15 protein-coding genes are annotated in these 13,602 nt (G+C 75.7%); all 15 read right to left on the bottom strand.

Features of this window, described 5'->3' with window-relative positions; all coding sequences use genetic code 11:
* Positions 1 to 15 precede the first annotated feature (15 nt).
* From idi to AC54T2_RS17480, 15 genes are read right to left on the bottom strand one after another with little or no spacing between them, the layout of a single operon-like run.
* Complete coding sequence (gene idi, locus AC54T2_RS17550) at positions 16 to 669, bottom strand: isopentenyl-diphosphate Delta-isomerase (protein WP_496666820.1); 654 nt, start codon at positions 667 to 669, stop codon at positions 16 to 18.
* The gene (locus AC54T2_RS17545; protein WP_496666819.1) at positions 666 to 1,706 is read right to left on the bottom strand and encodes an NAD(P)/FAD-dependent oxidoreductase; all 1,041 of its coding nucleotides are present in this window, start codon (positions 1,704 to 1,706) and stop codon (positions 666 to 668) included. Before AC54T2_RS17545 ends, idi begins: the two co-directional genes overlap by 4 nt.
* Positions 1,699 to 2,265, bottom strand: a complete 567-nt coding sequence (locus AC54T2_RS17540; protein WP_186341110.1) for an isoprenylcysteine carboxyl methyltransferase family protein — start codon at positions 2,263 to 2,265, stop codon at positions 1,699 to 1,701. Before AC54T2_RS17540 ends, AC54T2_RS17545 begins: the two co-directional genes overlap by 8 nt.
* Positions 2,262 to 3,317, bottom strand: coding sequence for a type III polyketide synthase (locus AC54T2_RS17535; protein ID WP_186341111.1), 1,056 nt, complete (start codon positions 3,315 to 3,317; stop codon positions 2,262 to 2,264). The genes AC54T2_RS17540 and AC54T2_RS17535 overlap by 4 nt, the downstream gene beginning before the upstream one ends.
* A 1-nt stretch (position 3,318) precedes the next feature.
* Entirely contained in the window at positions 3,319 to 4,524 is a 1,206-nt protein-coding gene (locus AC54T2_RS17530) for an NAD(P)/FAD-dependent oxidoreductase (protein ID WP_186341112.1), read from the bottom strand.
* Positions 4,521 to 5,360 carry a UbiA family prenyltransferase gene (locus AC54T2_RS17525; RefSeq protein WP_496666818.1) on the bottom strand — a complete coding sequence of 280 codons (840 nt, stop codon included), beginning with the start codon at positions 5,358 to 5,360 and terminating at the stop codon, positions 4,521 to 4,523. Before AC54T2_RS17525 ends, AC54T2_RS17530 begins: the two co-directional genes overlap by 4 nt.
* Positions 5,357 to 6,229, bottom strand: a complete 873-nt coding sequence (locus AC54T2_RS17520) for a phosphatase PAP2 family protein (protein WP_496666817.1) — start codon at positions 6,227 to 6,229, stop codon at positions 5,357 to 5,359. The genes AC54T2_RS17525 and AC54T2_RS17520 overlap by 4 nt, the downstream gene beginning before the upstream one ends.
* Positions 6,226 to 6,726: a glycosyl-4,4'-diaponeurosporenoate acyltransferase CrtO family protein gene (locus AC54T2_RS17515; protein ID WP_496666816.1), complete on the bottom strand. Its 501-nt coding sequence runs from the start codon at positions 6,724 to 6,726 to the stop codon at positions 6,226 to 6,228. The genes AC54T2_RS17520 and AC54T2_RS17515 overlap by 4 nt, the downstream gene beginning before the upstream one ends.
* A complete protein-coding gene (locus tag AC54T2_RS17510; protein WP_496666815.1) occupies positions 6,726 to 7,934 on the bottom strand; it encodes a glycosyltransferase family 2 protein in 1,209 nt (402 codons plus the stop codon). The genes AC54T2_RS17515 and AC54T2_RS17510 overlap by 1 nt, the downstream gene beginning before the upstream one ends.
* Positions 7,931 to 9,328 (bottom strand): cytochrome P450, encoded by a 1,398-nt coding sequence (locus tag AC54T2_RS17505; RefSeq protein WP_496666814.1) that lies wholly within the window; start codon positions 9,326 to 9,328, stop codon positions 7,931 to 7,933. The genes AC54T2_RS17510 and AC54T2_RS17505 overlap by 4 nt, the downstream gene beginning before the upstream one ends.
* Entirely contained in the window at positions 9,325 to 9,660 is a 336-nt protein-coding gene (locus AC54T2_RS17500) for a lycopene cyclase domain-containing protein (protein WP_186341118.1), read from the bottom strand. Before AC54T2_RS17500 ends, AC54T2_RS17505 begins: the two co-directional genes overlap by 4 nt.
* A complete protein-coding gene (locus tag AC54T2_RS17495; protein ID WP_206054378.1) occupies positions 9,657 to 10,010 on the bottom strand; it encodes a lycopene cyclase domain-containing protein in 354 nt (117 codons plus the stop codon). Before AC54T2_RS17495 ends, AC54T2_RS17500 begins: the two co-directional genes overlap by 4 nt.
* A complete protein-coding gene (gene crtI / locus AC54T2_RS17490; protein ID WP_496666813.1) occupies positions 10,007 to 11,641 on the bottom strand; it encodes a phytoene desaturase family protein in 1,635 nt (544 codons plus the stop codon). Before crtI ends, AC54T2_RS17495 begins: the two co-directional genes overlap by 4 nt.
* Positions 11,638 to 12,522, bottom strand: coding sequence for a phytoene/squalene synthase family protein (locus tag AC54T2_RS17485; RefSeq protein WP_496666812.1), 885 nt, complete (start codon positions 12,520 to 12,522; stop codon positions 11,638 to 11,640). The genes crtI and AC54T2_RS17485 overlap by 4 nt, the downstream gene beginning before the upstream one ends.
* Positions 12,519 to 13,562: a polyprenyl synthetase family protein gene (locus AC54T2_RS17480; RefSeq protein WP_496666811.1), complete on the bottom strand. Its 1,044-nt coding sequence runs from the start codon at positions 13,560 to 13,562 to the stop codon at positions 12,519 to 12,521. The genes AC54T2_RS17485 and AC54T2_RS17480 overlap by 4 nt, the downstream gene beginning before the upstream one ends.
* Positions 13,563 to 13,602: the final 40 nt, after the last annotated feature.

Raw genomic sequence — 13,602 nt, 5'->3', positions numbered from 1 at the left:
GCGAACGGCGAAATGTCAGCGCTGACCGCCGGCACGAGCGGCGGGCGGCAGCTCGTGAACGGCGGCAGCCGACGCCGACGCGGGGTCGGCCGGCAGCTGGGCGACCTGCTCGCGACACCACACCGACACGGTCCGGCTGCCGTCGAGCACCGCCCGGCGGAACGGCTGCCACGGCTCCCAGCGCGCCTCCGCGACCTCGTCGGGGTCGGGCCGGACGGGACCGACGAGCGACCCCACGAACACCGGGCACATCTCGTACTCCACCACGCCCTCCTGCTCGGCGCGGTAGCGGAAGCGCGGCAGCACCAGGCGCAGGCCGGCGACGGGGACGCCGAGCTCCTGCTCGACGCGCCGGCGCACCGCCTCCTCGATCGGCTCGCCGGGAGCGGGGTGCCCGCAGCAGCTGTTGGTCCACACCCCCGGGAACGTGCGCTTGTGCAGCGCCCGCCGGGTGATCAGCACGTTGCCGTCGTCGTCGAAGAGGTAGCACGAGAACGCGAGGTGCAGCGGCGTCTCGGCGTGGTGGACCCCGGCCTTGTCGGCGGTGCCGACGGCCCGCCCGTCCTCGTCGAGCAGCACCACGAGCTCGGCCGTGCCGGGCGCGCTGTCGGGGGTGTCGAACGTCGGCCTGTCGGTCGTCGGGCTGTCGGTCGTCGGGCTGTCGGTCATGAAGGCCTCCCCACGGGTCGGGCGAGCTGGTTGACGGCGGTGTCGAAGAGCCACGGCAGCCGCGACGCGGCGGGCACGAGGCGCCTGCGGACGGTGGCGTGCGCGGTGGCCCGCAGCAGGGCGTGGGTGAGGAGCTCGTGGCGGGCGCCGAGCCGGCGGGCCAGGCCGTCGTAGCGCCCGGCCCGGCCCGCGGCGAGGCACGCGACGGCCACGCGGGCCTGCGCGAGCCCGAGGGCGAGGCCCTCGCCGGTGAGGGCGTCGACGTAGCCGCCGGCGTCCCCGACGAGCAGCACGCGGCCCGCCGAGCGCGCCCGGGCCCGCTGGCGCAGCGGCCCCGCGCCCATCACCCGTGTGCGTGCGCCCACCAGGCGCTGCTGGAGGACCGGGAAGTCGTCGATCAGGTCCTCGAAGCGCGAGCCGGCGTCGCCCAGCACGGCGACCCCGACGAGGTCGTCGTCGACGGGCGTCACGTAGGCCTCGGCGCGCGGCGACCAGTGCACCTCGACGTACGACGTCCACGGCGCCTGCCGCACGTGGCAGCGCAGCCCGAACCGGCGGCGCCCGGCGACCGGGGCGTCGAGGCCCACGAGGCGGCGCACCGGGGAGTGCAGGCCGTCGGCGGCGACGAGGTGGCGCGCGGGCTCGCCGTCGACGAGGAGGTGGTCGCCGGCGTCGGCGACGGTCGTCACCGCGCTCGGCTCGACCGGGATGCCTGCCGCGGCGACCCGCTCGGCGAGCGCCTCGTGGAGCACCGTGCGGCGTACGCCCCGGCCGGGGCCGTGGGCGAACCGCGCGGTCGCGACGGGACCCCCGGCGCGGCCGTCGAGGTAGCGGATGCCGGTCAGCTCGCGTCCGTGCGGGTGCACGCCGAGGGCGGCGAGCTCGGCGACGGCGCCGGGCATCAAGCCCTCGCCGCACGCCTTGTCGATCGGGCCGGTGCGCGGCTCGCGCACCACGACGGACAGGCCGGCGCGGTGTGCGTGCAGGGCTGTGGCGAGACCCACCGGCCCGCCGCCGGCCACCACGAGGTCACGCACCTGCGGCCTCCGTGGAGCTCGTGGGGGAGTCGGCGGGTGGGGCCGGGAGGGTGGCGAGCGCGGCGTCCTCCACCCGGATGCGGACGACGAGCAGCGCGGCGTTGAGGACGGTGAAGACGAGCGCGGTGATCCAGGCGGCGTGGACCAGCGGCAGTGCGATGCCCTCGACCACCACGGCGACGTAGTTGGGGTGGCGCAGGAAGCGGTAGGGACCCGACGTCACGGGTGGCATGCCGGGCACCACGATCACGCGGGTGTTCCAGCGGGGGCCGAGGGTGGCGATGCACCACCAGCGCAGCGCCTGGGAGGCGACGACGAGGGCGAGCATCGACCACGCCAGCAGCGACGGCACCTGGGGCTGGCGGATCCATGCCTCTGCCAACGCGCCGACCAGCAGGGCGGTGTGCAGCACGACCATGAACGGGAAGTGGCCGAGCCCGTGCTCGACGCCGCCACGCTCGCGGCTCCAGCGCGCGTTGCGGGTGGACACGACGAGCTCGGCGATCCGTTCGAGCCCGACGAGCGCCACCAGCACGGTGAACGCGACGAGCCCGGTCATGACGCGGCCCGCAGCAGCACGAGCTCGGAGCAGAAGCCCGGCCCCATCGCCATCAGCACCCCGGGGGAGCCCGGCACGGGCGGCCGCTCGCGCAGCGTGTCCTCCAGGACGTGCAGCACCGAGACCGAGGACAGGTTGCCGACCCGGGCCAGCGACTCCCAGGTGAGCCGGACGGCGTCGCGCGGCACCTCGAGCGCCTCCTCCAGCGCCTCGATGACCTTCGGCCCGCCGGGGTGGCACACCCACCACCCGATGTCGGCGCGGGTGAGCCCGTGGTCGGCGAGGAAGGCGTCGACGTCGCCGCGCACGAAGCGGCCCACCAGCGTCGGCACCTCGGCGTCGAGCACGATCCGCAGACCGTTGCCGGTGACGTCGAAGCCCATGGTGCGCTCGCTGTCGGGGTAGAGGCGGCTGCGCGAGTCGAGCACCTCGACCGGCCCGGGACGCCCGGCGCGTCCGGTCGCGACCACCGCAGCGGCGCCGTCGCCGAAGAGCCCGCTCGCCACCAGGTTGGGCACCGAGGCGTCGTCGCGCTGCACGGTGAGCGAGCACAGCTCCACCGCCACCAGGACGGCCGTGTGGTCGGGGTGGCCGAGCAGGTAGTCGTGCACGCGGCCGATCCCGGCGGCGCCCGCCACGCAGCCCAGCCCCACCAGCGGCATCCTGCGGACGTCCTCGCGCAGGCCGACCTGCGCCGCGATCCGGGCGTCGAGAGAGGGGACGGCGAGGCCGGTGACGGTCGCGGTGACCACCAGGTCGACGTCGGACGGCGTCAGGTCGGCGGCCTTGAGCGCGTCGACCAGTGCCCGCGAGCCCAGCTCGACGGCGTGCTCGATGAAGAGGTCGTTGGCGTGCCCGAAGTCCCCGATGCCGGCGTACTCCTCGAGCGGCAGGACGGTGTGGCGCCGCTCGACGCCGGCGTTGGCGTGGAGGCGCCGCATCAGCGAGCGGTCGAGGCTGCGCTCGGAGATGAACTCGCCGAAGGCCTCGGTGATGTCAGCCTGCGGATGTGAGTGGGGCGGCAGCGCGCCTCGGACGGAGAGGATCCTCATGTCAGCCACCTCGGGTCTGTGTGGAGGGTTCGGGGGACGGGTCGGGCGGGCGGAGAAGGGCCCGGAGCAGCCCTCCCGCCAGGCGGGTGTCGATGCGGCCGTCGCCGAGACCGAGCTCGACGAGGGTGTCGAAGGCGTGGCGCTCGCGACCCGCGGCGCGGATCCCGGCGTCGACGATGCGCGGCGACTGCGCGAGCCGGGAGGCCGCCCAGGTGTGGCGCAGGTGGGTGCCGAGCAGGTCGCGGACCACCCGTCGGTGCCGGGCGCCGGCCGCGTGCGGCCGCCCGGCGCGCACCGCCTGGGCCGCGGTGCGCCCCGCCGCGATGCCGGTGGCGACGGCGTAGTAGATCCCCTCGCCGGTCATCGGGTTGACCAGCCCCGCGGCGTCGCCGGCGAGCAGCACCGGGCCGTCGGGCTGGTCCCAGCGCCAGCTGCTCAGCGGCAGGTGGTGGCCGCGCCAGTCGTCGCCCGTGCGGGCGGCGCCCGGCACGAGCTCCTCGAGCTGCTCGAGCAGCAGCCGGCGGCTCGGCGCGCGGTCGCCGGTGCGCTCGCCGGGGAGGAGCTCGCCGTAGCCGACGTTGGCCAGCCCGTCACCCCGGTCGAAGGCCCAGGCGTACGACGGCTGGCGGCGGCTGCCGTAGCGGATGACCTGGCGCCCGGCCATCTCGGGCGTGGTGGGCGCGTAGCCGCGGATCGCGATGGCTCGCGGATCGCGCCGCTTGCCCAGCAGCGTCGTGCGCACGACCGAGTGCGCCCCGTCGGCTCCGACCACGACGTCGGCGGAGACGGTGCCCGACACCACGGGGGTGCCGGTGGAGGTGAGGGAGGTGACGCGGTGGGTGCGCAGGACGGCTCCGGCCGCGACGGCGCGCTCGACGAGCCGGGCGTCGAGGACCCGGCGCGGCACGACGTGGACCTCCCGGCGCATCGGCCCGGAGACCGACACGTCGCCGTGGGCGAGCTCGAGGTGGCGCAGCGGGGTCCAGTCGTCCACGACGTCGGCGGCGCCGACGGGCGCCAGCGCGTCGAGGACGTGCGGCGCGATGCCGTCGCCGCACGACTTGTCGCGGGGGAAGTCGCTGCGGTCGACGAGGAGGACCCGCAGCCCGGGCTGCTCGGCGAGCGCGCCGAGGGCCGTGGCCGAGCCCGCCGGTCCGGCGCCGACCACGACGAGGTCCCAGTGCTCAGTGGCGGGTGCGCGGCTCATCGGGCCACCACCAGGAGGAGGGCGTCGACCAGCGCGATGGCGACCGCTGCGGCGAAGGGCGCCCGGCCGGTGCGCGACACGACGACCGCGGCGAGGCCCAGCACGACGACCGCGACGGTGAGCGAGGCGGGGACCGGGGGAGCGGACCCGGCGAGCACGACGCCGGTCGCGACCACCAGGACCGCGGCGGCGACGGGCGCGATGAGCCGAGGCCCGAGCCGGTGGGGCAGCCCGCGTACGCCCGTCGCGGCGTCGTCGGCCAGGTCGGGCAGCACGTTGAGCAGGTGCGCCCCGACGCCGAGGAGGGCCGCGCCCACGGGCCACCACCACGGCGGCGCCTCACCGTCGGCCAGCGTGACCACGGCCGTGAGGCCGCCGAACGACAGGGCGTAGGGCAGCCACGACCACACGGTCGCCTTCAGGCCGAGGTTGTAGCACCACGCCGAGGCCACGCAGCCCAGGTGGACCAGCCCGGCTGCCGGGCCGAGGGACAGCGACAGCGCCACACACACCACGACCGCGGCGGCGCATGCGGCACGGACGAGCGCGACCGCGCCGTCGTCGGCGGCCAGCGGCTTGTCGGCGCGTCCGGCCGCGCGGTCGCGCGTGCGGTCGAGCAGGTCGTTGCTCCAGCCCACGCTCAGCTGGCCGGTCAGCACCGCGGCCACGAGCAGCACCGTCGACTCGGGTCGGAGCCCCTGCGCGAGCGCGAGCAGCCCCATGAGGACGGTGACCGCCAGCGTGGGCCCCGCGTGGGCGGCGTGCAGCAGCACACGAGCGGACGAGCCGACCGGCGCCTCGCTGGGACCGGGGAGGTGTGCCGGGCGCGTGCTCATCGGGCGTCCCCCGGCGCCGCGGCGGTGCCCGACCGGCGCCGGGCCAGGCGCGCCGCACCGACCCCGAGCACCGCGACCAGCCATCCAGCGAGCACGTCGACGACGTAGTGCTCGCCGGTGTAGACGAGCGTGACGGCCATGGCGAGGGGGTAGACGACGAGCAGCACCCGGGACACCCGGGACACCGACGGCCACAGGAACAGCGCCGCCAGGAGCGCGGCCGCCGCGTGCAGCGACGGCATCGCGGCGACCGGGTTGCTGCCCGACTGACCGAGCTCCACCAGCCGACCCACCGGGTCGAGGCCCAGCACCTGCCAGCCCACGTGCGAGATCCGCTCGACGGCACCGATGTCGCCGCGCTCGGCGGCGAGCCACGGCGGGGCGGCGGGGTAGGCCAGGTAGCCCACGATGCCGAGCAGCGACAGGGACAGGACGGCGGTGAGCCACTCACCGAACCGGTCGCGCAGGCGGAACCAGACGACCGCGGTGATGAGCGGGATCGTGAGGAAGTGGGTGACGTAGACCGACGCGGCGAGGGCGTCGTACCAGTGGGCGGACCCGTCGACCAGCCGGGCCTGCAGCCAGACGGTGGGCATCGTGCCCAGCAGCGCCTCGTCGGCGCGGGCCGGGCCGAGCACGTGCAGGCCGGCGCCGAGCCGGTTGGTGTCGTCGCCGTCGCCCACCCCGAGCGGCGCGGTGATCCACTGCGCCAGCCAGTAGGTCAGCAGGATCGCGCTGAGCGGCGACCAGGCGATCAGCAGCTGGGCGATCGGGCCGTGGCGCGACTCCTGGCCCGGCGCGGCCGCGCGGGCCTCCGGCTCGGCGACCGGGGTGCCGAGACACGAGCGCGAGGCCGCGGGACTCGTCATGTCGCCCTCGTCCTGCGGGACAGGCGCGCGAGGAGCGCCTGCGTCCGGAAGCGGTTGTAGCGCTGGATCGCGATGAACGGCAGGTTGACCAGCACCCCGTAGGCGCCCAGCAGGGCGGCCGCGAGGGGCGGGTTCCACAGCATGAAGAGCGGGCTGCAGCACAGCGCCCACCAGTGCGCCAGCTCGGCGCGACGGGTCTCGCGCACGAAGATCGCCAGCCCGTCGGCGTCCACCGCGGGCAGCTCGCGCTTGCTGACCCCGCCCTCGAAGAGCGCTCCGGCCTCCGGCACGCGGTCCTTCCAGCGGTGGATGCGCAGCCGCCGGCGATACCAGCGCCCGCCGTCCTCGAACCGCCGCGCCCGCAGCAGCCATCCGTCGCGGGCGAGCCGGTCGTCGCCCAGGCGGTGGGCCGCGTAGCCGGTCGCGGCGTGGAAGAAGCCCCACGCGATCACGTCGACCACGATCGTGAGGCCCTGCGGCATGACGAGGCGCAGCATCAGGCGACCCCCTGCCTCGACCCGCCGTCGGCCAGGGACACCTCGCGGCCGCGCCACGGCACGGAGCGGCGGACGACGGTGAGCGCGAGGGAGCGGGCGAAGACGAGGTCGAAGGCGAGCAGCGTCGCGGGGAACAGCGCCCACGCCCACCACCGGAAGGAGCCCGCGCGGCGCAGCACCCAGCGCAGCTGCAGCGCCGCGCCGACGTAGGCGAGCGCCCAGAGCACGGGGCTGCCCGTGAGCAGGGACGCCCCCTGCCCGGTCGTGACGGTCACCAGGGACAGCACGGCCCCCACGGCGACGGCGTGGTGCGCGCTGATCCACGCCACTGTCGTCGCGCCGGCCGACGGCGCGGCGGCCGTCGCACCCGAGGCGATGTTCTTGGTCCAGCCGGCCACGAGCTGGCGCACCCCGCCGGGATAGCTGCGCATCCGCACCTCGTCGCCGCCGACCGCGCACCACACGGGCAGCCCGGCTCGCGCGTAGGCGGCCGCCAGCGCGGCGTCGTCGAGGATCGCGGACCTGACCGCCTCGTGCCCGCCCGCGGCGGCGAGGTCGGCGCGCGAGGTCAGCAGGCACGGTCCGAAGGCCATCGGCGGATGGGCCGGGCGCGCCTGACGCCTCCGGCCCGCCCGGGTCGGGGTGAAGGCGCCGCTGGCCATGAGCGCCACGGCGTTGAAGTAGGCCGACAGCTGCTCGTAGGGGCGCACGACGTCGTGGTGCGGCTGCACCGAGACCAGGCCGCCGTGGCGTCGGTGCGCCGTCAGCAGGCCCGCGAGGGCCCCCGGAGCCAGCACCGTGTCGGCGTCGAGGAAGAGGATCAGGTCGCCCGTGGTGGCCGCGGCACCGGTGTGGCAGGCCCAGGCCTTGCCGGTCCACCCGGTGGGCGGGGCTCCGGCGGGAACGACGCGTGCGCCGCCGGCGCGGGCGACCTCGGCGGTCGAGTCGCGGGAGGCGTCGTCGACCACGACGACCTCCGCCACCGCGGGGACCTGCGCGTGCACGGACCGCAGCAGCGCGGGCACCGTGTGCTCCTCGTCGCGCGCGGGCACGATCACCGACACGGACCCCGCCGGTCGGTCGGCCGGGGGAGCGGTGGGCGAGGGCAGCGTCCGGAGGTCGGCGACCAGGCGCTGCGCGCACAGCGCCGCCGCCAGCAGCAGCACGGCGAGGACGAGGTCGAGCGGGCCGAGGCCCAGGGCGCTCACGGGGCGCGCACGCGTCGTACGACGAGCGGCATGCCGCCGCGGGGGTGGACGGCGGCCTTCGCCTCGGCGACGGGGCGCGACCACGCGCGTGGGTCGCCGGGGAGCTCGAGGCGGTGCTCGGCCAGCAGCTCGGCGAGCACGACGACCATCTCGCCCAGCGCGAACTCGCGCCCGATGCACAGCCGCGGCCCGAGGCCGAAGGGGAGGTAGCCGGTGCGGGCGGTGCCGTCGAGGAAGCGCTCGGGCCGGAACGCCTCGGGGTCGGGCCAGAGGTCGGGGCGCCGGTGGACCAGCCACGGGCTGATGATCGCCAGGGTGCCCACGGGGACGGTGCGCCCGGCCACCTCGTCCTCGCGGACCGAGCGGCGCGAGATGGCCCAGGCCGGCGGGAAGAGGCGCAGCGCCTCGTCGACCACGGCACGCGTCCAGGGCAGCCGGTCGCGGTGCCCGACCAGCGCGACCGGCCCGGGGTGGGCCGCGAGCTCGGCCCGGGCGCGGTCCTGCGCCTCGGGGTGCTCGGCGAGCAGCATCAGGGTCCAGGCGAGCGCGGCAGCGACCGTCTCGTGCCCGGCGATGACCATCGTGACGAGCTCGTCGCGGATCTCCTCGTCGCGCATGCCGCTGTCGAGCAGCAGGCCGAGGAGGTCGTCGCCGTGTGCGGCGGGCGCCCCTGCCGGCGGGTGCGCATTGCGGGCGCGCCGCTCGGCGATGATCGCCGCGGTGGCCTCGTCGAGGCGCCGGCGGGCCGCCCGGAGCCGGAGGTTGGTGCGCGTCGGGGTCCACTCGGCCCGCGGGAGGATCGAGCGCCCGAGCCGCACCACGAGGTCGGCCGACTCGCTCGTCGCGGACAGCAGGTCGTGGGCGTGGCCGGACAGGTCGGTGCTGAAGAGCGCCCGGCCGACCGCGTCGAGGCCGATCGTGTGCGTGAGCGCCGCCACGTCGACGACCTCGCCGTCGTCGCCCACGCGCCCCAGCCGGGCGGAGATGGCGGTGCGGGCGGCCGCGCGGACCTCGTCGCCGACGGCCTCGAGACGCTGGTGGTGGAACGCCGGGGCGGCCAGGCGGCGGTGCTCGATCCAGTTGGGCTCGGCCGAGGCGAGCAGGCCCGGACCGGTGACGCGCGCGAGCGCGGCGTACTGCACGGTGTCCTTGGTCCAGCTGCGTGCCGAGGTCTGCAGCACGTGCTTGACGTCGGCGGGGTCGGTGAGCAGCAGCGCCGGCGGGCCGGGCACCGGGAACGACACGGTGTCGCCGAAGCGCTGTGACACCTGGCCGAGGAAGGTCAGCGGGTCGGCGCGCACGGAGCGGAAGACCCGCGCCATGTCGAGCGAGGAGGGTCCGGGCACGCCGATGTCGGTGGGCTGCATCGCCTGCAGGCGGGTCGCGACGCTCATGCGCTCGCCTCGCCGCGCCGGCGTCCCAGCCAGGTCCAGGCCACGCAGCTGCACAGCACCAGCCCGAAGCCGAACATCAGGTCCTCGACCGGGGCGTAGACCAGCCGCCCGTCGCCCAGGAAGGTGACCTCGCCGCTGCCGAGGATGGCGTCGCCGGAGTAGCGCACGATGCCGCGGCCGGTGAGCCAGCCGTTGGAGAGCAGCTGGAAGAACACGATGATCGCGTAGGCGAGCCACCAGTCGCGGGTCGAGGTGACGCGGGTGCGGACGACCCAGCGGTCGAGCGCCACGGCGAGCACCACGCAGGCGACGGCGATGGTGGTGTAGGTCATCGGGCCTCCTCCCGACGGCGCCCCGACCCGGGTCGTACGCCGCGCCGGGCGGCGCGCACGCCCTCAAGTGTCAGGACCGAGACGAGGGGGATGACGACGAAGAACGCGATCTCCTCCAGCGGCAGGCCCGCGATGCGCCACGGCAGCGTCTGGCCCTCGTCGAACCACCAGTGGCCGGTGTGCGTGGCCCACAGGTCCCACAGCAGGAACGGGGTGCCGGCGAGGCCGATGGTGAGCAGCAGGCGCCCCGGCTGCCGCAGCACCGTCAGCCGGAACGCCGGCACCAGGGGCAGCGTGCCGGCGAGGCAGAACGCGAGCATGGCGACGTAGGCCCAGTGGGGCAGGCTCATGCGCGCACCGGCTGGCTCGAACGGTCGCCGGAGAGCCGCTTGAGGACGAGCTCGGCGCTGATCAGGCACATCGGCAGGCCGACGCCGGGCACGGTGCTGGCGCCGGCGTAGAGCAGCCCGTCGACCTTGGCCGAGGCGTTGCCGGGGCGCAGGAACGCGCTCTGGCGCAGGGTGTGCTCGAGGCCGAGGGCGCCTCCGCGCCAGGCGTGGTAGCGCGTGGCGAAGTCGTCGGGACCGACCGTGTGGCGCACCCGGATCCGCTCGCGCAGGTCGGGCACGCCCGCCCACGACGCGATCTGCTCGATCGCCGCATCGGCGGTGCGCTCGACCGTCTCGGAGCCCGCGCCGTCGTCGCCGCCCCGGCCGATGGCCGTGTCGGCAGGGACGGGGACCAGCACGAACAGGTTCTCCGACCCCTCGGGCGCCACCGTGGGGTCGCTCTCGGACGGTTTGCAGACGTAGATCGAGGCGGGGTCGGGCACCTTGGCATTCTCCCCGAAGATGTCGCGGAAGTTCTGCCCCCAGTCGCGGGTGAAGAAGAGCGAGTGGTGCGGCAGCTGCGGCAGCCGGCCCTCGACGCCCAGCATCGCGAGCACCGCGCCGGTGCCGGGGGAGCGGCCGCGCCACGCGGGCTCGGGGTGGGTCTGCAGCGCGGGCGGGAGCAGCGCGGTCTCGAGGTGGTGCAGGTCGGCGGCGCCCACGACGACGTCGGCGTCGACGGTGCGCAGGCCGTCGGCCGAGTCGTGCTCGACGCCGGTGACGGCGGGTCGGCCGGTGCCGGGTCGACCGGTGCCGGGGCGGGAGGTGAGGATGCGGGTGACGGGGGCGCCGGTGTGCAGCCGCGCGCCGTGCTTCTCCGCCAGCCCGGCGACGACCCGCACCAGCTCGGTGAAGCCGCCCTGCGGGTAGAGCACCCGGTCGCCGAGGTCGAGGCGGCTCATCAGGTGGTACATGCTCGGCGCGCGGCTCGGGGAGGAGCCCAGGAAGACCGCGGGGTAGCCGAGCACCTGGCGCAGCCTGGTGTCGGTGAACGACCCGGCGACGTGGCTCTCCAGCGACCGCGTGAGGAGCCGGCCCAGGGCAGGCGTGCGGCGTACGACGTCGGGGTGCGCGAACGCGCCGGGGGAGTCGAAGCTGGTGTAGAGGAAGCGCCGCAGCGCCATGTCGTAGGTGTCCTCGGCCGAGCGGAGGTAGGCGTCGAACCGCTCACCGGCCCCCGGCTCCAGCGACTCGAACAGGGCGCGGTTGTGGGCGCGGTCGGGGCGCAGGTCCACCGGCTCGGGGTGCCCCTCGAAGAACACCCGGTAGCTCGGGTCGAGCACGGTGAGGTCGAGCTCGGCGTCGGCCGAGGTGCCGAGGAGGGCGAAGAAGTGCTCGAAGACCTCGGGCATGAGGTACCACGAGGCCCCGGTGTCGAACCGGAAGCCGTCGCGCTCGAGGCTGCCGACCCGGCCGCCGAGGTCGTCGTTCTTCTCCAGCAGGTCGACCGAGTGGCCACGGGAGGCGAGCAGGGCGGCGGTGGCCAGCCCGGCGATCCCGCCGCCGACGACGACCACGCGCCGTGGCGTGCCGTCGGTGTGGCGAGACGTCGGGACCAACCGGCTGAGGCGTTCGGGCAGGCGCAGCGTCACGAGCGGCCTCCGCGCAGCGCGCCGACGGCGAGCCGCAGCTTGACCGGCGCCGGGACTTGGACCCGGGTGGCGCGGATCTCTTCGGCGGAGGCGGCGTGCAGGCGCTCCGCGAGCTCGGCGAAGGTGGCGTGGGCCGCCCACACGGCGCGCCGGCTGCTGGGCGGAAGGTCGGGCACGACCGCCGCGGCGGCGCGCAGGTCGGCGTCGACGTCGTCGAGGATCCGGTCGCGGTCGGCGTCGCAGAACGAGTCGGCCTCGACCCCGGGGAAGTAGTCGCGCCGCAGCAGGTCGTGGTCGTCGGACAGGTCGCGCAGGAAGTTGAGCTTCTGGAAGGCGGCCCCGAGGCAGCGGGCGCCCGCGGCGAGCCGGTCGTACTGCGCGTCGCGGTCCGCGCGGGCGTCGGGCGCGGCGAGGAAGGCGCGCAGGCACATCAGCCCCACGACCTCCGCCGAGCCGTAGACGTAGCGGTCGAAGCTCTCCTGGGTGTGGGTGGCGGTGTCGAGGTCGGTGCGCATCGAGGAGAAGAACGGGGTCACGATGTCGGGCCGGATGCCCACGGCGACGGCCGTGCGCGCGAACGCGTGCACCACCAGGTTGCCGCTGTAGCCGGCCCGCAGCGCGTGGGTCACGTCGGCCTCGAGCCAGTCGAGCATCGTGGCGCGGGCGTCGCGGCCGAGTGCGGGGTCGGGGTTGTCGACGATCTCGTCGGCGACCCGCACGAGCGCGTAGATGTTGCGGACCTGGGTGCGCACGGGCTCGGCCAGCAGGCGCGAGGCGAGCCCGAACGAGCTGGAGTACTCGCGGATGACGACCGCGGCGCTGGCCTCGGCGACCGCGTCGTAGAGGCTGCGGGGGGTGCCGCGCCCGACGAACATCGTCATGCCGCGACCTCGCTGTCGTCGATCAGCACGGGCGGCATCACGGTGACGCCGTCGAGCAGGTCGCCGGGGATGCCCAGGCCGTCGAGCACGGTGCGGGCCTGGGCGAGGTGACGCTCGGCGAGGTCGGCCACGAACCGGCGCGACCCCGACTCGACCAGCAGTGCGCGGGCCTCGTCGAGCTCGGCGTCGGTGAGGTCGTGGCCGACGTAGCCGCTCACCTGCTCCCACTGCGGCGTCGTACGGGCGTGGACGAGGAGGGGCGTCTGCTTCCGGGTGCGCAGGTCGCCCGTCGAGCTCTTGCCGGAGCGGGCCGGGTCGCCGAACACGCCGATGAGGTCGTCGACGAGCTGGAACGCGATGCCGAGCGCGCGCCCGGCGTCGTCGAGCCGGGCGGTGGTCGCGGCGTCGGCGCCGGCCAGGACCGCGCCGGCCTCGAGGGGCAGCGAGAACGAGTACGCGCTGGTCTTCTGCGCCTCCATCTCCAGGCTCTGCGCGAGGGTGGCGGGGGCGAGGCCCAGGGCGAGGCGGACGTCGGCGAGCTCGCCCGACGCGGTGCGGTGGAGCGCACCGTCGAAGAGGTCGAGCAGGCGCCCCACGACCGGGGCCGGGGCGCCGCTCAGCGCGACCGTCCGGACGGCGGCGGCCAGGGCGAGGTCACCGGCCAGGATCGCGGCGGTCAGGCCGTAGCCGGCGGCGACGTCGGACGTGGCGCCGTCGACACCGGCGAGGGCGCGGAAGGTGCCGCTGACGTTGGGCCGGCCGCGGCGCACGTGGTCGTCGTCGATCACGTCGTCGTGGATGACCAACGCGGTGTGGAGGAGCTCGACGGCGGCGCCGACCTCGACGGCGGCGTCGTGGCACTCACCGCCCAGCGCGTCGTGGGTGGCGACGACCAGCGCGGGACGGAAGCGCTTGCCGCCCTCGGTCGCGGCGCACAGCGCCTCCCAGAGCAGCGCGTGGTGGGCGTCGATGGCGCTCGCGCGACGGCGGCCGTCGTCGAGGACCCGTGCCAGTGCCTCGTCCGTGCCTGTGCCGGTCATCTGGTGCCTCCCGCGGTTGGACAATCCTTACCCAGCAAAA

This window comes from Nocardioides sp. Z35_8 (assembly GCF_059621125.1).
The sequence above is the reverse complement of the archived record's forward strand: the minus strand, read 5'-3'. Positions and strand labels throughout refer to the sequence as shown.